This window comes from Flavobacterium sp. CYK-55 (assembly GCF_018413465.1).
Classification (GTDB): domain Bacteria; phylum Bacteroidota; class Bacteroidia; order Flavobacteriales; family Flavobacteriaceae; genus Flavobacterium.
Window position 1 is genome coordinate 61,077 of record NZ_JAHCDK010000004.1, and the last position, 22,917, is coordinate 83,993.

Genomic DNA, 22,917 nt, shown 5'->3' on the forward strand with positions numbered 1-22,917 from the left:
GGCATCCCATTTCCTTCTAAAATTCGTTACCACACGCTCTTTATACAAGAACATGTGGCAACGGGCAACTTAATTTAACTCCTTTTTCAATTATGTATAACAAATACTTACGGACAAGAAATTTGAATTTGGTTCATAAAAGCCTGTTGACTCATAAAAGTATATGAACCACCGGCGAATGAAACCACAACCGGATAATTCAAAATAGGCATTGGACCAGAATTCGGATTATAATACTGCAACAACTCACCGTCAGAATTCACTGTATGTACAGATCCTCCGTACTGAACTTGAACAGGATAGGTTATGTTAAAACAACTTCCTAAAGACTGAACAAAATTAAATGATGCATTGGTACAGGTTACAAAATCATTTGGTGTATAGCCGGCACACTGAGCGTTACAAGCGTTGCTAAAAGTGATTGTTTGACCTTGACTATCTACTACACAAACCGGGTTGTAATCAGTCGGACAAACACAGCCTCCACAATTTGGTGTAGCCCATTGTTGCGAAGAACTACAACTGCTGTTAACACCAAAATCAACAGTTAAAAAATCTGCACCGCTGTTGTTCATCATCGGATAATTATCGATTGTTACTGGTAAAGCCGATAGCAAATAAGTTCCGATAGGCTCATAAGCACTATTGTAAACTACAAAGTGATCTGATGATGCGTTGGCATACGTAAAATTAATCGTCAAAGCATAACCCCCTGCCGGATTACAAGCACCAACTGTAGTGGTTAGATTACTGATGATACACTGATTAGAATTACACGGAACCAAATCATTTTGTGTATAACCGGCACACTGTGCAAAACACATATTGCCAAATTCAACGATTGTTCCGTTGGCAGTTAATACACAAACCGGTTCATAATTCTGAGGACAATTGCATGTGCCCTCATTACAATTATTGACCATTTGATAAAAATCATAGGTACTGTTGAGCACTACAGTTTGATTTTGGTAAATAACCGAAATCGGGAATACCACTTCAACAACTCCGTTAAAACCCGGAGCATCGCCAAACTGCATTAACTCTGATTGATTGTTAATCGTCACCACTTGACCATTGTAGGTCAACTGAATCGGATATACCAAATCAAAACAAAAAGTATGTTGCAAATCTTCAACAAAAGTTGGCACTCCGCATTGCATGATTAGCGCAGTGAGTTCTTGTTCATTGTTGATGGTTTGCAATGCACCACCGCTTTGTACTTCAAACGGGAACACAACACCTGCCAGAAACATATTAGGCGATTCATTTTGAAGAATGCTTAATAAGCCGTCCAAACTGGCAACTGTAACGGTTGTACCATTGTTGTACGAAAAAGTCATCGGAAACACAAAATCAAAACACAACATCGCGGTAGCAGGATTGGCCGTGGTTGCATTTTTACCGTGGGTAACGGTGTGCTCCAATTTGAGCTTGTTCAAAACTGTTCTCAGAGCTACGCTTTGCTCTGTGGCAGTTTCGCCTTTGATGGCGTTATCATCAGAACACGAGTAAAGTGCTCCGACCAACAAAACCATCGTTAGTAATAAAAATTTAATCTTTCCCATAGCAATTTTTTTTATAGCGTTTTTTTTATTGAGACAACCCAATGTGTCATCACCCTCCTTTTTTTTGAAACTTTTTTTCATTTTTTTTCTAAACATAAAAAAATCCCAACAAATATTGGGATTCAGAGTTTATTTTTGATAGGCCGATAAACCTTTTTTGAGCCAAGATTCAAAGGTTTCAACATCAACATAACTAATGGTCGGCTGTGTTGGATTTAAATTTTTCTCCTGAGCATCAATCATCACATACATCGGTTGCGTATTGGTGTGATAACGGCTGATCATAAAATCGGTCCATAGATCGCCAATGGTTTCAATTTGTTCACCGGTATCTTTTGAGATGTGTTGTTCATTTTCCGGCAATGGTCTTTTATCATCTACAAACAACGAAATCAAAACCACTTGTTCTTTTAAAATAGGTAAAATGCGCGCATCTGACCATACATTGTTTTCCATTTTACGGCAATTCACACAAGCAAATCCGGTAAAATCAAGCATAATGGGTTTATTGATTTTTCTGGCATAAGCCATTCCTTTTTCATAATCGTCAAAAACAGTAATTCCGTGCGGACCTGATTTGGCACCTTCAGGCAATTCTTGTTGTATGGCCACAGCACCCGAATTACCCAATCCATGTGGGCTTTCGCTGTATTCAAGCGGTGGCGGGAAAGCATTGATGAGTTTGAGCGGAGCGCCCCATAAGCCCGGAATCAAATAAACAGTAAAAGTCAAAACCAAAATACCCAAAAGCAATCTTCCAACTGAAATATGCGTGAGCGGACTGTCGTGCGGCGTTGAGATTTTTCCGAAAAGATACAAAGCCAAAACACCAAAAATAGCAATCCAAATGGCCAGAAAAACTTCGCGTTCGAGTAAATGCAACTGCAAAACCAAATCGGCATTCGACAAGAATTTAAAGGCCAAAGCCAATTCTAAAAAGCCTAAAAATACTTTTACGGTATTGAGCCAACCGCCTGATTTAGGCAACGAATTGAGCCAACCCGGAAACATCGCAAACAACATAAACGGCAAGGCCAAAGCCAATGAAAAACCGAGCATTCCAACGATCGGGCCAATGCCTCCACGCGAAGCCGCTTCAAAAAGCAAAGTTCCGACGATTGGTCCGGTACATGAAAATGAAACTACCGCCAAAGCCAAAGCCATAAACAAAATGCCAATGATACCGCCGCGATCAGCCTGACGGTCAACTTTATTGGCCCAAGTATGCGGCAAGACAATTTCAAAGGCGCCCAAGAATGAGATGGCAAAAACCACCAAAAGAATAAAGAAAATTACATTGAACCAAACATTGGTGGCCAAAGCATTCAGTGCATCTGCCCCAAAAATAGCGGTCACAAGCGAACCTAAAATTACATAAATGGCAATGATTGAGATTCCATAAATGAGGGCATTCTTTTTTCCTTCGGCTTTGGTCTTGCTTTGCTTGGTAAAAAAACTCACCGTCATCGGAATCAGCGGAAACACACAAGGTGTGAGCAAAGCTGCAAATCCCGAGAGAAAAGCAATCAAAAACACACCCCACAAACTGCGCGGAACGGCTTCAGAAGTGGCTTCAATCGTAGCGGTTTTTATGGTTTTTACAGCTGAAGAATCAACTACCGGGGCCACTTCAGGCGCTTCATCAACTAAAGCGGTTGTATCAACTGAGGTCACTTCTTGAGCAACATCTACAGCCGCTTCAGAAGCAGGAATGGCAAAAGTAAATTTCTTGGTAAAGTTGCTGCACATCTGCTTGCAAGCCTGATAATCAACCGATGCATCAATGGTTTTAACACCCGGATTTACTTCAACTTCTTGCTCAAAATGCGCTTTGTTTTCAAAATACAGTTCATCCACACCAAACACCTCATTAAAGGTTTTGTGCGTGCCGATTTCTTTGGTTTTACCAATGAGTTTAAAATCTTTTCCGGCGTTGGCATATTTAATTTCAGTAGGCAACGAACCACCGTCCGGGGTAAATTGCGAATACATATGCCATTCTTTTTCGATTTGCGCATCTAAAACCAAAACATAATGGTTGTCTGATTTTTTGCGAACGCTGTTTTTCCATTTGACGGGATCAACCATTTGCGCATGGCCAGAAATAAGAAAGGTCAAAGACCAAAACAGAAAAAAGATTTTTTTCATAAGTGCAAAGTTATTTTGAGTATTTTTTGGGTTGAACTACTGATTTTAAAACGTTCATCTGCGCGATGGTTGACAATCCAAACCACAGCATCGCCCGAACAAAGCAACCAAGTATTTTGTTTTTCAAGCAACGAAAAGCGCTCGTCTTTAAAATATTTGCTCACTTTTTTTGATTGGCCGTTCATGCCCAGCGGATAAAAAACATCACCTTTTTGCCATAGGCGCAAACTTAATGGGTTTTGCAATTTATCAGCGTCGACAAAGATAACCGAATTGCCCAAAGCTTGCATGTCGGCTACTTGACTAATCGAAATATTTAAGGGAAAATTAACGCCATCGGTCAAAGAAACCTCAAATGTTTCATCGGTTGAAGTCTCTAATAATGGGTAAAGAATCAGTTGTTCGCGATCTTTGAGCAAACCGTAATTTTTAGAAAAAACCTGCTTGCCCGATTGCGCCGAGCACAAATCATAAACGTCTTGCCAAGCCGTAAATCCGTAGGGTTGCAACCATTGATATAAATAGGCTTGGTGGTTTTTTCGTTTGAATAATTTCGGCAAATTGATGCTGAATTTATGTTCTTGCGCTGATACCACTTCTGCGTAAAATTGCTCGGCAGCATCATCGGCCAAAGAACGCGTTTGTTGTACATGCATCAAGGTATTTTGAAAGGATGACAGAAAATCATCCGATGTTTTTTTCAACTCAGGCACCAAATAATGTCTTATTTGATTGCGCAAGTATTTGTCCGAAGCATTGCTGCTGTCTTCACGCCACAAAAGTTGCTCATCTTGCGCATATTTTAAAAGGGTATTTCGATCAAAAAGAAGCAACGGACGAATGATTTTTCCGTTTTGCTGCGGAATACCACAAAGCCCGTCAATTCCGGTGCCGCGGCTCAGATTAATCAGAAAAGTTTCAAGCACGTCATCGGCCTGATGCGCTGTCAAAAGATAATCGTAATTTTCTTGCGCCAACAACTCGTCAAACCAAGTATAACGCAACGCACGCGCGGCCATTTGAATCGAAATTCCTTGGTTTTGCGCATACACTTCCGTGTCAAATTTTCTGGAATAAAAAGGCAATTGATGTTCTAGCGCGTAATTTTGAACGAACATTTCATCGGCATCGCTTTCGTCGGCACGCAAACCAAAATTAACATGAGCAATAGCTACTGAATAAGATAATTTCTGAAACAAATCAAGCAAAACCATGCTGTCAATTCCGCCGCTGACGGCGAGTAAAAGTCTTTTTCCGTTTAAGAAACTGAAGTTTTCTTGCAGCTGTTTTTGGAATCGTTCAAACATGCTCAAAGGTATACATTTGAAACATTAAGTCAATACTTCACGCATGGCTTTGGCTTTGACCAAACATTCTTCGTATTCATTTTCCGGCACCGACAAAGCCGTAATGGCACTGCCTACTGAAAATGAAACGTATTGATTTTGCTCATTATACAAAATACTGCGAATCACTACGTTGAAGTCAAAATCACCTGCTGGCGTAAAATAACCCACCGCGCCGCTGTATAATCCGCGTTTGGTTTCTTCGAGTTGTTCGATGATTTGCAGAGCTGAAATTTTAGGCGCTCCGGTCATACTGCCCATCGGAAAAGTAGTTTGCAAAGCAGCAACAGCTTTATAGTCGGGCGACATTTCAGAGGTGATGGTTGAAATCATCTGATGCACTTGTTCAAACGAATATATCGCGCATAATTCTTCTACTTGCACCGAGCCTTTAGCCGCGGTTCGCGATAAATCATTGCGCACCAAATCAACAATCATGATGTTTTCTGAGCGCTCTTTCGGGTCAACCGATAATTGTTCTTTGGCTTGTGCATCTAACGCAGCATCCGCAAAACGGCGCGCGGTTCCTTTGATGGGCTGTGAAATGAGTTTGTTGCCTACTTTTTTCAGATACCGCTCGGGTGAGGCCGACATCAAATAATGCTTGTAATTTCTGAGCAAAACGGCAAACGGCGGATGCGAAATGGCGTTGAGTTTTTGGAATTGTTGCCACGGATCAATAGAGGCATTTTCTGCATAAAATTCCATGCAAAAATTGGCCTCATAAACATCGCCGGCTTGAATGTGTTTTTGCAAAGATTGTACTTTTTCAAGATAGGCTTCGGGCGAAATCCGCGCCTGAATATTTAAAGAAATTTGTGCTTCTTGACCGGAAATAGGCTGTTTTTGAATCGATGCCCAATCTTCATCAAGCTCATCCTCACACAAAGGCAAATAAGCAACTTCCAGCTTATTTCCGCGCAACAAAAACAGTTTTTTGGGTTGAAAGAAAAACAATTCCGGAAACTGCAAACCATCAAAATTCTGAGATTTTAAATCTTCAACATCGTTTTTTAAATCATACGACAAATAGCCAAAAAGCCAATCTTGTGTGGTTTGTTGGTATTGGCTGAGCTGTTCAAAAGCATTGTAGTGATCAGTCTGAACAGAAGTCAAAGCATCCACCGCCAAAACAAAATCAAAATCGCTGTAAGTCGCTTGATGCGCATTGCTATCGAGCAAAACCACTTCGCGAAAACTGCGCGACCATTCAAGCAATTGTTGCTTTAGCTTTTCCGGATGCTCAATAATATGTATAACCGATGTTCTCAAGATTGTTTTTTTATCGCGGCTAAAATTACAACAAAGCGGGTAAATTTATAGACTAATTAAGCAAGGCCTTATAAACAAAAAGCCGTTCACAGTGAACGGCTTTTTTATGGTAGAAAAATTGTTTTTATGTGTGTAATGCACGGTTGTCGGTAGCGGCCAAAGCAGCTTCTTTGATGGCCTCGGCAAAAGTCGGATGCGCGTGGCTCATGCGTGAAATATCTTCGGCAGAAGCACGGAATTCCATCGCGGTAACCGCCTCAGCGATTAAATCAGCAGCGCGCGCGCCAATCATGTGCACACCCAAAACTTCGTCGGTTTGAGCATCGGCCAAAATTTTGACAAATCCATCGGTATCCCCACTAGCACGCGCACGGCCCAAAGCTTTAAACGGAAAGCTTCCGGCTTTATAAGCAACGCCGGCTTCTTTGAGTTGTTCTTCGGTTTTGCCCACCGCAGCCACTTCCGGCCAAGTATACACTACGCCAGGAATCAAATTATAGTCAATATGTGGTTTTTGTCCGGCTAAATATTCGGCCACCATCACGCCTTCTTCTTCGGCTTTATGCGCCAACATAGCTCCGCGCACCACATCGCCAATGGCGTATATGTTTGAAGCGGTCGTTTGCAAATGATCGTTTACTTGAATTTGTCCGCGATCCGTTAATTGAACACCAGCTTTTTCGGCTTGAAGCCCATCGGTATAAGGGCGACGACCCACCGCTACCAAACAGTAATCGCCTTCTAAAACCAATTCGGCACCTTTGGCATCATCGGCTTTTACCGTAACGGCTTTTCCTTTGCGGCTCACTTCTTTTACCTTGTGCGAAGTATAGAATTTCATGCCTTGTTTTTTGAGTACTTTGGTGAGTTCTTTGGAGAGCGCTGCGTCCATACCCGGAATAATGCGGTCTAAATATTCAACCACCGAAACCTGAGCGCCCAAACGCAAATACACTTGTCCGAGCTCGATTCCGATCACACCGCCGCCAATAATGATCAGGTGTTTAGGAATTTCAGGAAGTTTCAAAGCTTCGGTGGATGTGATGATGCGCTCTTTATCAATTTTAATAAACGGCAAACTCGACGGTTTTGAACCGGTAGCAATAATGCTGTATTTGGCTTCAATGGTTTGCACACTGCCATCGGCAGCCGTAATGTTGATGTGCGTGGCATCGGCAAACGAACCCAAACCATTAAAAACCGTGATTTTGTTTTTTTCCATGAGGTAGTTGATGCCACCAACGGTTTGATCTACAACTGATTGTTTGCGGGCAATCATCTGAGCCAAATTGACTTTGACTTTACCGCTGATTTCGATTCCGTTTTCGGCCATATGCGCCAACTCGGCATAATGGTGTGATGATGACAACAAAGCTTTTGAAGGAATACAACCCACGTTGAGGCAAGTTCCGCCTAAAGAATTGTATTTTTCGATGATCGCAGTTTTGAATCCCAACTGGGCAGCACGAATAGCCGCTACATATCCACCCGGACCAGAACCTATTATAGCAACGTCAAATGAACTCATAGAATATGATGTTTTAAAGAGGTTTTTTAAAAATTTGTGTCAAAATTAGGGCTTTTTTTTGAACCTTGCGGTCAAAAGATTGCTAATTTAATATGGCTATTTTTAGTTCATAATACATCTTTAAAACAAAAAAAACCGCCTCCATACAGAAGCGGTTTTTTTTATACAAAATAGTAAATCTTAGTGGTGGTGCGGGCCATCGTGCATATGCGTTCCTCCGTGCATGTGTTGATGCAATTGGGTAGCCAAAGCATTGTTGCCATCGGTATCATCCGGACCAATTTCAATGACACCATCGCCATCGCCGTCAACTGCTGTAGATAAATCAACATGGCTCATGATTTCGTTCAAATCAAAATTAAAGACCAAATCATAAGTTCCGTTGGTAATCACTAAGTTTTGATTCGGATCATCGTAATCCAGCTCAAATTTCTCGTTTAAGTTGTGCCAAAAAACAAACGGAGTTCCGTCAATAGTTCCGCGCACTTCAAGTGTTTTGTTGTAGATGGGTGAAGCGCTGTCTGTACTTGGGCTCATTTTAAATTCAACTTCTTCATAGGTTCCGTTCGGAATGCTTACCGAAGTAACCGGAGCCGTGGTGTTGAGCAAATCTAAAACCCACGGACCTTGCAATTCGTTGGTATCATCGCTGTTGAAAAATCCGTGATCGTCATCGCCATCCATATGACCATTGTCGTGACCATTGTGTTCGTGACCTTGTCCGTGCTCATCTTGAGCATTGAATTCAATTTCGCGAATGTTCACCACAAAACTGGTGATGTCAATTGCGGCTGCAGCGGCATTACGCCCGGCTGAATTGGTGTAGGTGGCACTCGCTTTAATTTGTAGTGTGGCTTGGTTGGCTGACGAGCTACTGCTGTCAGAAGAGCAGGAAGTCATTAAAAAAAACGACCCTAAAACCGGCATTAAAGTTTTGAAGTTTTTCATTGTGATTTGAGTTTTAAATTAATATTGATTGGTTTCTTTCAAAACAAACATCTGTAAACAAACCCTAAGTCTGAGGCTTGTTAAAATCTGTTTACAGTTATCTAAAGGATAAAAATCAAACGCATTATATTGCCAAACTTTATCTACTTTTGCGGCATGGGAAGAAAAAAAACCGACAAAATTATTTTTGAAAATATCCGTATTACCGATGCCGGAGCCAAAGGCGTTTCGGTAGCCAAAGCACCCGACGGAAAAGTCATTTTTGTGCCAAATGTAGTACCCGGTGATGTAGCAGATATTCAAACTTTTAAAAAGCGTAAAGCCTATTATGAAGGCAAAGCCATTCGCATCAAAGAATATTCTGCCGATCGCGTGGAGCCGGTTTGCCAACATTTTGGAGTTTGCGGCGGTTGCAAGTGGCAAAACATGCGTTACGACAAACAGTTAGACTACAAACACAACGAAGTGCTCAATCATTTGCAGCGCATTGGCAAAGTGGAACTTCCCGAATTTGAACCGATTTTGGGTTCAGCACAAACTTTTTTCTACCGCAACAAAATGGAGTTCGGGTTCTCGAATGCTCGTTGGCTCACCCAAGCCGAAATTGACAGCGAAGACAACCACGACAACCGCAACGCCGTTGGTTTTCACATTCCGAAAATGTGGGATAAAATCCTCGATATTACGCATTGTCATTTGCAACAAGATCCGTCGAATGACATCCGAAACGCCATTCGCACTTATGCCAATCAAAACAACTTAGCCTTTTACGATCCGCGCAACCGGGCCGGATTGCTCAGAACACTCATGATCCGAACGGCATCCACCGGCGAAATCATGGTGCTGATTCAGTTTTTTGAAGAACAAAAAGCCCAACGCATCGCCTTGCTTGATTATCTGATACAAACTTTCCCGCAAATTACTTCGCTGCAATACGTAATCAACGGCAAAGCCAACGATACCATTTATGACCAAGACGTGATTTGTTACCACGGCCGCGATTATATTATTGAAGAAATGGAAGGCTTGCAGTTTAGCGTGAATGCCAAATCATTTTATCAAACCAATTCGGCGCAAGCTTATGAACTCTACAAAATAACGCGCGAATTTGCCGGATTAACAGGCTCAGAAACCGTGTATGATTTATATACCGGAACCGGAACCATTGCGCAATTCGTCTCTAAAAAAGCGCAAAAAGTCATTGGTGTTGAAAGCGTTCCTGAAGCCATTGAAGACGCCAAAGCCAATGCAAAAAGAAACAACATCACCAATTGCGAATTTTATGTAGGCGATATGAAAGCCGTGTTCAACGATGCTTTTATTGCGCGACACGGAAAACCTGATGTGGTTATTACCGACCCGCCCCGCGATGGCATGCACAAAGATGTTATTGAACAATTGCTCAAAATTGCTCCGGAGCGCATTGTTTATGTGAGTTGTAATTCGGCCACACAAGCACGTGATTTGGCGCTTTTAGACAGTCAATACCGCGTAGCACGCGTACGTCCGGTAGATATGTTTCCGCAAACGCACCATGTAGAAAATGTTGTACTTTTACAGCGCAAAAACTGATTTTGATTTTGCCATGAACATGAAAAAAACAGCGTTGCTCGGTTTGGTTTTATTGGTTTTTAGCTTCGGATGCGAAAAAGACGACATCTGTAGCGAGACCACACCTACTACTCCGCGATTGATTATTGATTTTTACGATTTTACCAATCCAACATTGAATAAGAATGTCACCAATTTGGCCATCATTGGCGAGGGAATGACTACGCCTTATCAGGTATACAATGGTGTAAGTAAGATTGAAGTTCCATTGGATGTTGCGCAAAATCTATCCAAATATCAGTTTGTGCTCAATTACGACAACAGCAATCCGGATTTTATCAATACTGATTGGCTTGAATTTGATTACAGCCGCTCGCAGGTTTATGTTTCAAGAGCTTGCGGATACAAAACTTTGTTTGATTTAAACGATACCACGCCTTTTATCCATACTGATTCCACTACACCTGATGGGTTGTGGATGCGCAATATAACCGTTGTTCAACCAGCCATTTCTAACGAAGATGAAACACACCTTGAGATTTCTTTTTAGTTTGCTGATGCTGGGTTCGGCAATGGTTTTTGCACAAGACAAAGCGGCAAATCCCAAAGATTCGTCGGCAGTTAAAACCAATCGTTACGGCATTCGCGCCGGCGTTGATTTGTTTAAAATCGGGCGTTCATCTTATGAAAAAGACTACAAAGGTTTTGAGGTTGTAGGCGATTATCGATTGACCAAAAAATACTATCTCGCCGGTGAAATCGGAAACGAAAACAAAACCACCGATGATGACCGACTCAACTTTACCACCAAAGGAACCTACTTTAAAGTTGGATTTGATTATAACTTATATGAGAATTGGCTTGACATGGAAAACATGGTTTACATCGGTATGCGCTATGGTGTGAGCGCGTTTAGCCAAACCTTGAACAGCTATAAAATCTACGATCGATATCAGTATTTCACGCCTACACAAACCATCGAATCCGGCGAAAAATTTGACGGTTTATCAGCGCAATGGGTTGAAGTCGTAGCCGGAGTCAAAGCCAAAATCATCAACAACTTCTATTTGGGCTTTAGCTTTAGAATCAACAAATTGGTGAGCAACAAAAAGCCCGACGGTTTTGACAATTTATACATTCCGGGTTTTAACCGCACTTATGACGGAACCTTTGGCGCGGGATTCAATTATACGCTTTCGTATATGATTCCGATATATAAGAAAAAAGTTCCGGTGAAAATTACGAATTAGAAATTACGAATTACGAATTAGAAATCAGTTTTTTTGTTGTGTAATGTCTTTTGGGTGAAGCCGATGATTTTCAGAAGTTCATTGGCATCGTACATCAAACTTTCGCTTTCTGCCTTATCGATATAATTTGTATCTGTCAATAATCTAATCCAAAAAAGTGCTTCTCTGGCTTCTTTATATGCAATAGAAAGTTTAGACAAAAAGTCTTTTTCAGACTGGCCTCCAATCGCTTCTTCAATATTAGCTGCGATAGAAGTTCCTGATCGAAGTAGTTGCTTGCTTAATATGTACTCTTTATTATGCTCGCACAATTGTTTGTATAAATTAACAATCCTGACAGCAAAAGCATAACTCTTAATTTGTACGATATTTTCCTTCATACAAAAATTCGTAATTCGTAATTCGTAATTATTTAATTTTCCTAAAGCCTTTCATAAAAATCCAGCGCATGAAAATGTGCTCACCATCATTGGTTTTAACCGCTTGAAATTGCGGAGCCAACAACGTTCCAGCCACAAAAGCCGTAAACATCAGCCACATGCCTGATAAGTGTGAATAGGATTTAAGAATCAATTGCAATCCGATAAAAATAGCTCCGAACGAAAGCAATTGATAAATGAGTGCGCGTATTTGTAGTTTAGTCATGATTAATTTTCGTTGTAGTTAGGGTTAAACTTCGCCCGCTTACTGCCTTCATACATTTCGTATTTTACGAGTCGTGCTTCTAAACTTCCGTTGTAGAGTTTGATTTTGCGCGATGGTTTAAGGCCGACAAACTTCAAAGCTTCTAAGTTGGCAGTAATAAACCAAGCGTGCGTTCCGGGGTAATTTTGTTTTAAAGTATCGCCTATTTCGCGGTAAAAACGCTCCATTTCAATATCTAAACGTTCGCCATACGGCGGATTAAAAGCCATATGCAACGGGCCTTGCGTTTCTTTTTGCGTATCAAAAAAGTTGCGCTCTTGCACCGTAATATATTCGCTCAAATTAGCATTGCTGACATTGTCTTTGGCTTTATTCACGGCACTGGGCGCTTTGTCATAACCTTTAATGGTATATCTAAATTCGCGCGTGCGGTTAAGCAATGAATCTGTGACTTTGTCAAACAAATCGGCATCCCAATCAGGCCATTTTTCAAAGGCAAATTCCCGACGGTTGATGTTGGCCGGAATATTACACGCAATCATCGCAGCTTCAACCAGTAAAGTTCCGCTCCCACACATCGGATCCAGAAAATCACTTTGTCCGTCCCAACCCGAAAGCAACAACATACCTGCGGCCAAAACTTCATTAATCGGTGCTATATTGGTGGCGGTTCTATATCCGCGATGGTGTAACGAAGCACCTGAAGTATCGAGCGAAATTGATACCTGATCGCGATCAATATGCACATGAATACGCAAATCCGGATGTTCTTTATCAATACTCGGACGCGCACCGGTTTTGGCCCGAAACTGATCCACAATAGCATCTTTAGTTTTGAGCGCCACAAATTGCGAATGCGTAAAATGCTCAGAATGCACCGTTACATCTACCACAAAAGTTTGGTTGTCGAGCAAATATTTTGACCAATCAATTTCAGAAATTCCTTTGTATAAAAGTGTATCGTTAAAAGCGCGAAAACGGTGAATCGGCTTGAGAATCTTCAGTGCCGTACGCAAAGCCAAATTAGCTTTATACATAAAACCTTTGTCGCCTTTAAAATTCACTACGCGCAATCCGGCTTGTACATCTTGGGCTCCTAGCGCTTTGAGTTCAGCAGCCAAAATTTCTTCAAAACCGAAAAAAGTTTTGGCCACCATTTTAAAATTATTTTCCATCGTAAAATCAGGTATTCGGTGCAAAAATAGTCTAAATTTGTCCTCGAAATTGATTCATGAGATAAATGACCGAAGATTCATCAGCGAAAAACCCGCAAAAACAAGAAGTTTGCAGCAACTGGTTTGCCTCTTGGTTTGATTCGCCGTATTATCATATTTTATACAAAGAGCGCAATTATCGGGAAGCCCAGATTTTTATGGACAACCTAACGCATTACCTCAATTTGCCCGAAAAAGCCAAGGTGCTAGATTTGGCTTGCGGCAAAGGCCGACACGCTATTTACCTCAACCAATTGGGTTATGATGTACTAGGCGTTGATTTGTCGGTGAACAGTATTGAGACCGCCTCAAAAAACACCAACGAAACCTTGCGTTTTGAAGTGCACGATATGCGTGAACCGTTTGATGAAAAGTTTGATGCCATTTTTAATTTGTTCACCAGTTTCGGTTATTTCGAGTGCGATGAAGACCATCTGAAAACGCTCGTTGCCATCAAAGAAAGCCTTACCGAATACGGCTTTGGTGTGATTGATTTTATGAATGCAAACCAAGTCTTGGCCACGCTCGTTCCTGAAGAAACCAAAACCGTCGACGGCCTTGATTTTCACATCAAGCGCTATCATGCTGAAGGCTATATTTACAAAGAAATCAGCTTTACCGATCAAGGTCAAGCGTATCATTTTACCGAAAAAGTCCGCGCCTTTACCCTAGCCGATTTTCAATCGCTCATGGAGCAAGCTGGCATTTATTTGCTCGATATTTTTGGCGATTACAAACTCAAGAAATTTCACAAAACCGACAGCGAACGTCTGATCATGATTTTCAAATGATACCGTATTTATTACCCTTTTTATCGGTGATTTTGGGTTTCGGTTTATCCATCGGTCTGCAACCCAAAAAGAAAAAAAGCCTCAAATTGTTGTTGGCTTTTAGCGGCTCGTTTTTACTCTCAATGACGGTGGTGCATTTGCTGCCCGAAATATACCAAACCGCACAACCGGCCGTGGGTCTGTTCATCATGCTGGGTATTTTGTTGCAAATCATCTTAGAATATTTCTCGCAAGGCGCCGAACACGGTCACGTTCATGGGCACGACCCGCTCACAAAAATTCCGTGGTTGCTTTTGGGCAGTTTGTGTCTGCACGCTTTTCTTGAAGGCTTACCCGTGAGCCAATATCCCGAACTCGCGCTGGGCATCAGCATCCACCACTTGCCTATTGCCATCATTCTCACGCTGTTTTTAATCAACGGAGGCTTGAGCAAAATGCAAACCCTGCTCATGATGCTGCTTTTTGCGCTCATGACTCCGGCAGGCGCCTGGATCGCGAGCAGTTGGCCGGCCGCAGCGCAATATCAATCGTATGTAACCGCACTGGTCATAGGTATTTTATTCCACATCTCCTCGACCATTATTTTTGAAAGCAGTGAAGGCCACAAATTCAACTTAGCCAAAATCACAGTCATTATTTTGGGCTTTGCGCTGGCTTATTTTATTTAGGGCGTGACCACAAGGGTCGGGCTATTCGTTGCAATCTTTTTTCGTTCCTCAAAAAGGATTTTCACTGCTATCCCTCACGCGTACGGCTATAATTCAAGCGTTTGTCATCAATGAAGCTTTTAAAGATACCTGAAGTCCACCGGACTTCCTCCTTTTAATATCTACCCGAGGCGCAGCCGAACTGAGCGAAGCTAAATCTCACGCAATCGAGACACGCTACGCTACAGACACGCTGCGCTACAGACACGGTTAAAACCTACAGACTCGCTGCACTAAAGACCCCTGCGCTTTGGGATAAAAGGAATCGTCGGTTTCACGAATTCAATTACTTCAAAAATCAACAATCGTTAATCTTCAATCGTTAATCATTACAGACCGCTGCGCTTGAGGACAAAAGGGATGGTAAGATGGATTCATCGTTGAATCAAACCTCAGAAAATGCTTTGATTGATACCATCACGATTGTTCAAAAACTTTGCGTCTTTCCAAGCAAAATTCCCTACTTTTGAGTCATTCAAAAATGACAACATTTATTCCGCTGCACTCCATACAATTCGGCAGTAACTTGGCTCAACATAAATCATTCAACATTTAACATACAACATAATAAATGTCCTTCACCAAAACCACCGAACAAGCCTCGCATTATCAAGCACTCGAAGAGATGTCTGTGCATGATTTACTGTGCAATATCAACCGAGAAGATCAAACCGTTCCTTTGGCCGTTGAGCGCGCTTTGCCGCAAATTGAAAAATTGGTTAGCCGCGTGGTCGAGCAACTCAAAAAAGGCGGTCGCTTGTTTTATATCGGGGCCGGAACTTCCGGTCGTTTGGGCATCGTCGATGCTTCTGAATGCCCGCCTACTTATGGCGTGCCGCATGATTTGGTCAACGGCATCATTGCCGGTGGAGACCAAGCCATTCGCCGTGCGGTTGAAAACGCCGAAGACCACACCACACAAGCCTGGCTTGATTTAGAGGCACACCACATTGGCCCGAATGATTTTGTGATTGGCATTGCCGCTTCAGGCACAACACCTTACGTGCTAGGCGGTCTTGAAGCCTGTAACCAAAAAGGCATCGCTACCGGTGGCATCACTTGCAATGCCGGAAGCCCATTGGCGCTTACTGCACAATACCCCATTGAAGTAGTCGTAGGCCCTGAATTCGTTACCGGAAGCTCGCGTATGAAAGCCGGAACCGCGCAAAAACTCGTTTTGAATATGATTTCTACCACCGCAATGATTCAGTTGGGGCGTGTAAAAGGCAACAAAATGGTTGATATGCAACTCAGCAACAACAAACTCGTAGATCGGGGCGTGCGCATGATTATGGGCGAAATTCCGGTAAGTTATGAAGTGGCTGCCGAATTATTAGAAAAACACGGAAGTGTACGCCAAGCGGTTGCATTTTATCAATCACAATCATGATCGGTTTTTATCTGTTATCGGCGGCCATTCCGGTGCTTCTTGTTTGGAGCTTATGGTGGTTGCGTCGTTGGCGGAACTTCAGAGTGTATTTTTGGAGTAACTTTATATGGGCTCTTTTATATCTGACTATTTTAGGTTTTTTTGGCTCACAGTTTTTTGAGCAAGACCCATATGGCCTCAAAAAAATTGCCCTTATATTTTTTGCCTTGCTCACACACGCTGTGGGAAGTTTTATTTTTGCTTTATTGTTCCGTTTTAAATATGCAGCCCAATGGGAACCAACCGAGAAGTCCTGAACCAAGGAATTAAAAAATTAGCTTTTGCCTTACCGGCTCTGTTTACCGGACCGGCGGTGATATACAATGCCTTCATCAACAAGCAAAACAACTGGCATTATTTGGTGCTTGCCATAGGCATTGCCATTTGTTTAACCGGCGTTTATTTGATGTTTCGCGGTATTCAGCTCATGGTTAAAAGTATGTTTGATTACAACGATGACGAATGAATGACTTGCTCTACATAGACCAAACCTTTGAACATTATCAAGGGCAAAACGGGCGCATTGCCAACAAAGAATTTGACGGTTGTCATTTTGTAAATTGTCAATTCTCAGGTTGTGATTTTTCGGGCAGTATTTTTACCGATTGCACTTTTACCGAATGCAACTTATCCATGGCACAACTGGCCGGTGTACAACTGGCTTCGGCTGTTTTTAAAAACTGTAAAATGCTCGGACTGCGTTTTGAAGCCTGCTCAGACTTTTTGTTTGCTGTTGCTTTTGATCATTGCGCGTTAGACTTTTCGTCGTTTGCGCGCAAAAAAATGCCCAAAACCTCGTTTGCCGGTTGTTCGCTCAAAGAAGTCAGCTTTATTGAAACTGATTTATCACAAGCCGACTTTGACCATGCCGATTTAACGCTGGCCGTTTTTAACCAAACGCAATTGGCCGGTGCCGATTTTACCACAGCGCGCAACTTTACCATTGATCCGCAATACAACCCGATGAAAAAGGCCAGATTTTCAAGCCACGGACTCATTGGTTTGCTCTCACAATACGATATTAAACTTGATTTGTCATGAAAATAACCGAAACCTATCTCGAAAGCGTTCGCAAGCAATTTTTGTATTATAAAACCATAGGCGAAAAAGCCATGTATCAGTTGGCGCCTGAACAACTTTTTGTGATGACCAACGATGACACCAACAGCATCGCTATGATTGTCAAACACATGTCGGGCAATATGCTTTCGCGCTGGACTGATTTTTTAACCACCGACGGCGAAAAAGAATGGCGCAACCGCGACAGCGAATTTGAAAATGATTTGCAAACGCCTGAGCAAGTTTGGGCTTTGTGGAATCAAGGTTGGTCGTGCTTTTTAGGGGCGCTTGACAGCTTATCGGCTGAGCAATTAAGTGAAATTATATACATTCGCAATGAAGGCCACACGGTCATGGAAGCCCTCAACCGACAGTTGGCACATTATCCGTATCACATAGGGCAAATAGTGTTTTATGCCAAACAACTCAAAGCCACACCGTGGGAAAGTTTGTCGATTCCGCGCAATGCTTCGGGTAGTTATAATGCTGATAAGTTTGCGCGTGAGAAAGGCATTCGTAACTTTACCGACGATGAGCTGAACCGTTTGCGCTAACCCGCAGCCCTGGTGGAAGTGGCGTCCTTGCCGGCCGGGGTTCGGCCTGCAAGACACAACGAACGACAGGAATAGCTGCCCAAATAAAAAACATGAAAAAATATCTACTTTTATTTTTACCTCTGCTGCTGAGCGCTTGCTACCAAACCGAGTGCAACTGCAACGATTTTAAAACCGGAAAATTTGAATCTGAAGTGCTCATCAACGGCGTAACACAACGCACCGTTTCTGTCCGCACGGATTCATTGGTGATTGAAACCTATAAAGGAAAAACCGATACCGCGACGATTCGTTGGGTGAGCGATTGCGAATATGTTTTGCGTCAGATTCACCCCAAAACCATGGCCGAGCAAAAGGCTATTTCAATAAAAATTTTGACTACCAGCCAAAATTCCTATACTTTTGAATTCGGTTTGGTGGGCGACGATGCGCGCCAAAAAGGAACCGCTCACAGAATTGAATAAACCAATATTTCATGGAAATTTTTCTTAACCCGAATGCCTGGGTAGCCTTATTAACCCTGACTTTTTTAGAAATTGTCTTGGGTATTGACAACATTATTTTTATCTCAATTACTACCGGAAAATTGCCCGAAGAACAGCGCAAGAAAGCCACCAAACTCGGTATGTTCTTAGCCATGTTTATGCGCATTGTATTGCTTTTAGGCATTTCAGTGCTCATTGCCATGAAAGAACCTTGGCTGAGTTTTCATTACGATTGGTTTAGCGCAGAAATTTCGGGGCAAAGCATTATTTTGTTGTTGGGCGGTTTGTTTTTGATGTACAAAAGCACGCATGAAATTCACGAAAAAGTAGATCAGAAAGGCCAAGAAGAAAAAGAAATCAAAAGCACGGCTGCCGCTTCATTTGGCAAGGTTATTCTGCAAATTATTATGATTGATTTGGTGTTCTCGTTTGATAGTATTCTCACGGCAGTGGGTATGACCAACGGCATTGAAGGCGCTTTGTACATCATGATTACCGCGGTGATTATCTCGGTGCTCATCATGATGCAGTTTGCAGTTCCGGTAGGGAATTTTGTCAACAAACATCCGTCTATTCAGATTTTGGGCTTGTCTTTTTTGATTTTGATTGGTTTTATGCTCATCACAGAAAGCGCGCATTTGGCCCATGCTTCGTTCTTGGGCAACCATGTTGAGAGCGTTCCGAAAGGCTATTTGTATTTTGCCATAGCGTTCTCGTTGTTGGTAGAAGTACTCAATATGAAAGCGAGTAAGAAAAACAAATAAACCTGCGCGGTTTCAAAACGACCTGCAAGGTTTTCAAAACCTTGTAGGTCTATAAAAAACAAAGGCTGTCTCAAACAAGACAGCCTTTTTTCTATTCTAACGACAAAGTAATTTGTCCGTCATCATCGAGTTCAGTCGGAATATCCGGAGCGTCTATTTCATCTAAAGCTGCCATGGTTTCTTCAGGCTCAGCTTCTTCAGGCGCTTCATAAGGCAACGATTCGAGCAAATTGATTTGTTTGAGCTTATCAGTCGTGAGTTGGTTTCCGAGCGCTTTAAAGCCTTTGACGGTGATGAAGGCTTCCATATCTACCACCAAATTCTCTTTTTGTACACCTTTGTTTTTGGCAAACACCAATTCGGCCACCGGACGATAATCGGTCGAGACAATCTCTAAACGCGTATTGGGGTGATCATTGATAAATGAATCGTCTTTACCTTCGGTCTCAACCAAGAAACGTTTGAGAAAGTAACGTTCTTTCTCGCCATCGTAATAAATGGCCGAAATCGGTTTGGTCGGTATCCACTTTTCAAGCACAATCATATCTTCGTCAAAGTGCGTGGTGAGTTCCGGAATAATGGTTTTGATTTTTCCGGATTGATGAATAATCAGCAAACGATCATTGGGTTTAAACTCACCCAAAAGTTCACCACGGCCGTCTACGTTGAGGCGCTGAACGGTATCGTCAAACCAAACTTTTCTAGGGCGCAAGGTGGAGATGCCTTTTTCTTTGAGTTCAATTTTCTTGATCGGATATTTGCTCACGGTGTTTCCGCGAGAAGCGCGTCCTTTGATCATGACCTCGGCAAAATCAACATCCCATTTGAGTTTTTTGATGCTGCCCACCTGACGCAATAAAATGGTCACGGTTTCGGCTTCACCATTCGGATTGGCCGAGAAATACAACACCATACTGCCCGGTTTTTCTTGGGTCAAATCATAAAACTTATCACGCGTAATGCCCGAAACATTGAATCGTTTGATGAACGCAGCTCCGTTTTTTCCATCGCGATAAATCATGTTGTAAATGGTGCGTTTGTCATTTTTGTCAAACACAGCGGCGTAAATGATGTCTTTGCCAATGAACTTTTTGTCATCCACCTTGGCCACCATCATGCGGCCATCGCGCAAGAATACAATGACATCATCAATGTCAGAACAATCGGCTATGTATTCATCGCGTTTGAGGCTGGTTCCGATAAAACCTTCCTCGCGGTTCACGTATAATTTGGTGTTGCGCAAAACCACTTTGGTCGCCTCAATCGTATCAAAGTTGCGAATCTCGGTTTGACGCTCACGACCTTTGCCGTATTTGTCTTTGAGGTTCTGAAAATAAGCAATCGCAAAATCAGTCAAATGGGCTAAATCGTGTTTGACTTGTTCCATTTCGGCTTCGAGTTTGGCAATGCCTTCATCGGCTTTGTCTGAGTCAAAACGCGTGATGCGGATCATCGGAATCTGCGTGAGCTTTTGCAAATCATCATCGTTAATCTCGCGCACAAAATCTTTCTTGAACTTGTCAAATCGCTTGTATAAATAAGCATACAAAGATTCTCTGTCTGAATACAATTTGAAGTCAATGTACATTTCTTCGCGGATGAAAATCTTCTCGAGCGTTGATAAATGCCATTTGTTTTCAAGTTCATCCAATTGAATTTCAAGCTCGCGTTTGAGCAAATCTTTGCTGCGTTCGGTTGAAAGGCGCAACATTTCAGAAACCCCCATAAACACCGGACTGTTGTTGACAATCACGCAACCCAAAGGAGCAATAGATGTTTCACAAGCGGTAAACGCATACAAGGCATCAATGGTTTTATCAGGCGATACGCCCGGCGGAAGGTGAATTAAGATTTCAACCTCAGCGGCTGTGTTGTCTTCAATCTTTTTGACTTTGATTTTGCCTTTTTCATTGGCCTTTAAAATACTGTCAATCAGCGACGAAGTGTTGGTGGTAAACGGAATTTGATTGATCACCAAAGTCTGTTTGTCGAGTTGCGAAATTTTGGCGCGCACCCGAACGCGTCCACCGCGCATACCGTCATTGTAATTCGATACATCAGCAATACCGGCCGTCGGGAAATCAGGAAATATCGCGAAAGGTTTTCCTTTGAGAATTTTAATCGAAGCGTCAATGAGCTCGTTGAAATTGTGCGGTAGAATTTTGGTCGATAAACCTACGGCAATCCCTTCGCCTCCTTGGGCCAGCAACAACGGAAACTTGACCGGCAAATGAATCGGCTCGTTTTTTCGACCGTCATAACTCAGTTGCCAATTCGTGACTTTGGGCGAATACAAAATGTCTTGCCCAAGCTTTGAAATGCGCGCTTCAATATAACGCGAAGCCGCAGCACCATCGCCTGTGAGGATGTTTCCCCAGTTTCCTTGCATGTCAATGAGCAAGTCTTTTTGACCAATTTGTACAATCGCATCACCAATACTGGCATCACCGTGCGGATGGTATTGCATCGTGTGCCCGACTATGTTGGCTACTTTGTTGTAGCGTCCGTCGTCGAGTTCTTTCATCGAGTGCATGATGCGTCGCTGCACGGGCTTAAAACCGTCTTCAATAGCGGGCACCGCGCGCTCGAGAATTACATACGAGGCATAATCCAAAAACCAATCTTTATACATACCGGTTACCTTGGTAATGGTATCGTCGGGGTTTTCGTCGTTTTCGTAAAAATGACTTCCGGTGGATGGGCGAATCACATCGTCAAAACCTTCAGCGTTTTCATCGGCTGAGGCTTCGTTGGAGGGTTCTCCTTCGGGAAGGTTATCAAATTCTTCTTCGTCTTTCATTTATTTGGGTAACACAAAGTTTCGCTATGTGTTTATTTGGTTATTTTGAGTCATTCTTTTTTTGGTAACACAAAGTTTCGCAAAGTTTACACTAAGTTGCACAATGTATTTATTTGATTATTTTGAGTCATTCTTTTTTTGGTAACACAAAGTTTCGCAAAGTTTACACTAAGTTGCACAATGTGTTTATTTGGTTATTCTGAGTCATTCTTTTTTGTAACACAAAGTTTCGCAAAGTTTACACTAAGTTGCACAATGTGTTTATTTAGTTATTCTGGGTCATTCTTTTTTTGGTAACACAAAGTTTCGCAAAGTTTACACTAAGTTGCACAGTGTGTTTTTTAATTATTTAAAATCAATCTTTTAATACCATCTTTTAGAGACCTTTTATAAAAATTGATTAACAATCCTAATTTGGCATCAGATAGTTTCATATAAGTGAGGCATTGGGCAATATGTTCTGTGCTGATGTCTTGCACAACTTTCAACTCAACAATCACTTTTTTATTTACAAACAAATCGACTCTGTAGCCACAATCAATTTTTATCTGATCATAAACAACCGGAAATCCTTTTTCTTGTTCAACTTGCAAACCTTCACGCTTCAATTCAAACGCTAAACATTCGCGATAAACTTTTTCAAGCAATCCAGAACCTAGTCTTGAATGCACTTTGTAAGCACAATCAAGCACTTTTCTACTAATCTCATTTTCCTCAAACATCACTATTGGCGTATATAATTTAACTTCGTGTAAACTTCGTGCAACTTTGTGCTCCACCTTCTACAAGCACTTTCCCACTAATCGCATTTTACTTAAACATAACTATTGGCGTGTAATTTAACTTCGCGTAAACTTCGAG

General features: G+C 42.1%; 22 protein-coding genes. 11 read left to right on the forward strand and 11 right to left on the reverse strand.

Going from position 1 to position 22,917, the window contains the following annotated elements:
• Positions 1-107 precede the first annotated feature (107 nt).
• The 6 genes from KIH23_RS06785 to KIH23_RS06810 form a co-directional block, all read right to left on the reverse strand.
• On the reverse strand, positions 108-1,565 hold the full coding sequence (locus KIH23_RS06785; RefSeq protein WP_213212349.1) for a Kazal-type serine protease inhibitor family protein: 1,458 nt from the start codon (positions 1,563-1,565) through the stop codon (positions 108-110).
• 129 nt (positions 1,566-1,694) lie between these two features.
• Complete coding sequence (locus tag KIH23_RS06790) at positions 1,695-3,713, reverse strand: protein-disulfide reductase DsbD family protein (RefSeq protein WP_213212351.1); 2,019 nt, start codon at positions 3,711-3,713, stop codon at positions 1,695-1,697.
• Positions 3,710-5,020, reverse strand: a complete 1,311-nt coding sequence (gene tilS / locus KIH23_RS06795; protein WP_213212355.1) for a tRNA lysidine(34) synthetase TilS — start codon at positions 5,018-5,020, stop codon at positions 3,710-3,712. Before tilS ends, KIH23_RS06790 begins: the two co-directional genes overlap by 4 nt.
• 24 nt (positions 5,021-5,044) lie before the next feature.
• Positions 5,045-6,331, reverse strand: a complete 1,287-nt coding sequence (locus KIH23_RS06800) for an anthranilate synthase component I family protein (protein WP_213212357.1) — start codon at positions 6,329-6,331, stop codon at positions 5,045-5,047.
• Between the two features lie 124 nt (positions 6,332-6,455).
• Complete coding sequence (lpdA, locus tag KIH23_RS06805; protein ID WP_213212359.1) at positions 6,456-7,859, reverse strand: dihydrolipoyl dehydrogenase; 1,404 nt, start codon at positions 7,857-7,859, stop codon at positions 6,456-6,458.
• A gap of 180 nt (positions 7,860-8,039) precedes the next feature.
• Positions 8,040-8,807: a DUF4382 domain-containing protein gene (locus KIH23_RS06810; RefSeq protein ID WP_213212360.1), complete on the reverse strand. Its 768-nt coding sequence runs from the start codon at positions 8,805-8,807 to the stop codon at positions 8,040-8,042.
• Between the two features lie 156 nt (positions 8,808-8,963).
• On the opposite strand from KIH23_RS06810, the gene rlmD reads away from it, so the two are divergent.
• Genes rlmD through KIH23_RS06825 form a run of 3 tightly spaced genes read left to right on the forward strand, consistent with a single transcriptional unit; the run spans position 8,964 to position 11,608 of the window.
• Complete coding sequence (gene rlmD / locus KIH23_RS06815; RefSeq protein WP_213212362.1) at positions 8,964-10,379, forward strand: 23S rRNA (uracil(1939)-C(5))-methyltransferase RlmD; 1,416 nt, start codon at positions 8,964-8,966, stop codon at positions 10,377-10,379.
• On the forward strand, positions 10,351-10,908 hold the full coding sequence (locus tag KIH23_RS06820) for a DUF6452 family protein (protein WP_249684826.1): 558 nt from the start codon (positions 10,351-10,353) through the stop codon (positions 10,906-10,908). The genes rlmD and KIH23_RS06820 overlap by 29 nt, the downstream gene beginning before the upstream one ends.
• Positions 10,880-11,608 carry a DUF6048 family protein gene (locus KIH23_RS06825; RefSeq protein WP_213212364.1) on the forward strand — a complete coding sequence of 243 codons (729 nt, stop codon included), beginning with the start codon at positions 10,880-10,882 and terminating at the stop codon, positions 11,606-11,608. The genes KIH23_RS06820 and KIH23_RS06825 overlap by 29 nt, the downstream gene beginning before the upstream one ends.
• A 17-nt stretch (positions 11,609-11,625) precedes the next feature.
• On the opposite strand, the gene KIH23_RS06830 is transcribed toward KIH23_RS06825, so the two are convergent.
• From KIH23_RS06830 to KIH23_RS06840, 3 genes are read right to left on the reverse strand one after another with little or no spacing between them, the layout of a single operon-like run.
• The gene (locus KIH23_RS06830; RefSeq protein ID WP_213212366.1) at positions 11,626-11,988 is read right to left on the reverse strand and encodes a four helix bundle protein; all 363 of its coding nucleotides are present in this window, start codon (positions 11,986-11,988) and stop codon (positions 11,626-11,628) included.
• 28 nt (positions 11,989-12,016) lie between these two features.
• Entirely contained in the window at positions 12,017-12,253 is a 237-nt protein-coding gene (locus KIH23_RS06835; protein ID WP_213212368.1) for a hypothetical protein, read from the reverse strand.
• 2 nt (positions 12,254-12,255) lie between these two features.
• Positions 12,256-13,428, reverse strand: a complete 1,173-nt coding sequence (locus tag KIH23_RS06840; protein WP_213212370.1) for a class I SAM-dependent RNA methyltransferase — start codon at positions 13,426-13,428, stop codon at positions 12,256-12,258.
• Between the two features lie 65 nt (positions 13,429-13,493).
• On the opposite strand from KIH23_RS06840, the gene KIH23_RS06845 reads away from it, so the two are divergent.
• From KIH23_RS06845 to KIH23_RS06880, 8 genes are all read left to right on the forward strand, one after another.
• Complete coding sequence (locus KIH23_RS06845) at positions 13,494-14,258, forward strand: class I SAM-dependent methyltransferase (protein ID WP_213212372.1); 765 nt, start codon at positions 13,494-13,496, stop codon at positions 14,256-14,258.
• Positions 14,258-14,926 (forward strand): ZIP family metal transporter, encoded by a 669-nt coding sequence (locus KIH23_RS06850; RefSeq protein WP_213212546.1) that lies wholly within the window; start codon positions 14,258-14,260, stop codon positions 14,924-14,926. The genes KIH23_RS06845 and KIH23_RS06850 overlap by 1 nt, the downstream gene beginning before the upstream one ends.
• Before the next feature lie 610 nt (positions 14,927-15,536).
• Positions 15,537-16,355 (forward strand): N-acetylmuramic acid 6-phosphate etherase, encoded by an 819-nt coding sequence (gene murQ, locus KIH23_RS06855; RefSeq protein WP_213212374.1) that lies wholly within the window; start codon positions 15,537-15,539, stop codon positions 16,353-16,355.
• Between the two features lie 271 nt (positions 16,356-16,626).
• Positions 16,627-16,860 carry a DUF6095 family protein gene (locus KIH23_RS06860; RefSeq protein WP_213212376.1) on the forward strand — a complete coding sequence of 78 codons (234 nt, stop codon included), beginning with the start codon at positions 16,627-16,629 and terminating at the stop codon, positions 16,858-16,860.
• Entirely contained in the window at positions 16,857-17,435 is a 579-nt protein-coding gene (locus KIH23_RS06865) for a pentapeptide repeat-containing protein (RefSeq protein WP_213212377.1), read from the forward strand. The genes KIH23_RS06860 and KIH23_RS06865 overlap by 4 nt, the downstream gene beginning before the upstream one ends.
• Complete coding sequence (locus KIH23_RS06870) at positions 17,432-18,007, forward strand: DUF1572 family protein (protein ID WP_213212379.1); 576 nt, start codon at positions 17,432-17,434, stop codon at positions 18,005-18,007. Before KIH23_RS06865 ends, KIH23_RS06870 begins: the two co-directional genes overlap by 4 nt.
• A 92-nt stretch (positions 18,008-18,099) precedes the next feature.
• Positions 18,100-18,471 (forward strand): DNA topoisomerase IV, encoded by a 372-nt coding sequence (locus KIH23_RS06875; protein ID WP_213212381.1) that lies wholly within the window; start codon positions 18,100-18,102, stop codon positions 18,469-18,471.
• Between the two features lie 11 nt (positions 18,472-18,482).
• Entirely contained in the window at positions 18,483-19,256 is a 774-nt protein-coding gene (locus KIH23_RS06880) for a TerC family protein (RefSeq protein WP_213212383.1), read from the forward strand.
• 91 nt (positions 19,257-19,347) lie between these two features.
• Here KIH23_RS06880 and KIH23_RS06885 read toward each other — a convergent pair whose 3' ends face one another.
• Together KIH23_RS06885 and KIH23_RS06890 are read right to left on the reverse strand one after the other, a co-directional pair.
• Entirely contained in the window at positions 19,348-22,056 is a 2,709-nt protein-coding gene (locus KIH23_RS06885; protein ID WP_213212385.1) for a DNA gyrase/topoisomerase IV subunit A, read from the reverse strand.
• Between the two features lie 341 nt (positions 22,057-22,397).
• Positions 22,398-22,835 carry a GxxExxY protein gene (locus KIH23_RS06890; RefSeq protein ID WP_317197026.1) on the reverse strand — a complete coding sequence of 146 codons (438 nt, stop codon included), beginning with the start codon at positions 22,833-22,835 and terminating at the stop codon, positions 22,398-22,400.
• Positions 22,836-22,917: the final 82 nt, after the last annotated feature.

Coding starts and splice junctions, on each gene's coding strand:
- KIH23_RS06860 (WP_213212376.1), top strand. CDS start 16,627: ATGGGAACCAACCGAGAAGTCCTGAACCAAGGAATTAAAAAATTAGCT.
- lpdA (WP_213212359.1), bottom strand. CDS start 7,859: ATGAGTTCATTTGACGTTGCTATAATAGGTTCTGGTCCGGGTGGATAT.
- KIH23_RS06840 (WP_213212370.1), bottom strand. CDS start 13,428: ATGGAAAATAATTTTAAAATGGTGGCCAAAACTTTTTTCGGTTTTGAA.
- KIH23_RS06825 (WP_213212364.1), top strand. CDS start 10,880: ATGAAACACACCTTGAGATTTCTTTTTAGTTTGCTGATGCTGGGTTCG.
- KIH23_RS06830 (WP_213212366.1), bottom strand. CDS start 11,988: ATGAAGGAAAATATCGTACAAATTAAGAGTTATGCTTTTGCTGTCAGG.
- tilS (WP_213212355.1), bottom strand. CDS start 5,020: ATGTTTGAACGATTCCAAAAACAGCTGCAAGAAAACTTCAGTTTCTTA.
- KIH23_RS06875 (WP_213212381.1), top strand. CDS start 18,100: ATGAAAAAATATCTACTTTTATTTTTACCTCTGCTGCTGAGCGCTTGC.
- murQ (WP_213212374.1), top strand. CDS start 15,537: ATGTCCTTCACCAAAACCACCGAACAAGCCTCGCATTATCAAGCACTC.
- KIH23_RS06785 (WP_213212349.1), bottom strand. CDS start 1,565: ATGGGAAAGATTAAATTTTTATTACTAACGATGGTTTTGTTGGTCGGA.
- KIH23_RS06810 (WP_213212360.1), bottom strand. CDS start 8,807: ATGAAAAACTTCAAAACTTTAATGCCGGTTTTAGGGTCGTTTTTTTTA.
- rlmD (WP_213212362.1), top strand. CDS start 8,964: ATGGGAAGAAAAAAAACCGACAAAATTATTTTTGAAAATATCCGTATT.
- KIH23_RS06865 (WP_213212377.1), top strand. CDS start 16,857: ATGAATGACTTGCTCTACATAGACCAAACCTTTGAACATTATCAAGGG.
- KIH23_RS06790 (WP_213212351.1), bottom strand. CDS start 3,713: ATGAAAAAAATCTTTTTTCTGTTTTGGTCTTTGACCTTTCTTATTTCT.
- KIH23_RS06835 (WP_213212368.1), bottom strand. CDS start 12,253: ATGACTAAACTACAAATACGCGCACTCATTTATCAATTGCTTTCGTTC.
- KIH23_RS06880 (WP_213212383.1), top strand. CDS start 18,483: ATGGAAATTTTTCTTAACCCGAATGCCTGGGTAGCCTTATTAACCCTG.
- KIH23_RS06820 (WP_249684826.1), top strand. CDS start 10,351: ATGTTGTACTTTTACAGCGCAAAAACTGATTTTGATTTTGCCATGAAC.
- KIH23_RS06870 (WP_213212379.1), top strand. CDS start 17,432: ATGAAAATAACCGAAACCTATCTCGAAAGCGTTCGCAAGCAATTTTTG.
- KIH23_RS06885 (WP_213212385.1), bottom strand. CDS start 22,056: ATGAAAGACGAAGAAGAATTTGATAACCTTCCCGAAGGAGAACCCTCC.
- KIH23_RS06845 (WP_213212372.1), top strand. CDS start 13,494: ATGACCGAAGATTCATCAGCGAAAAACCCGCAAAAACAAGAAGTTTGC.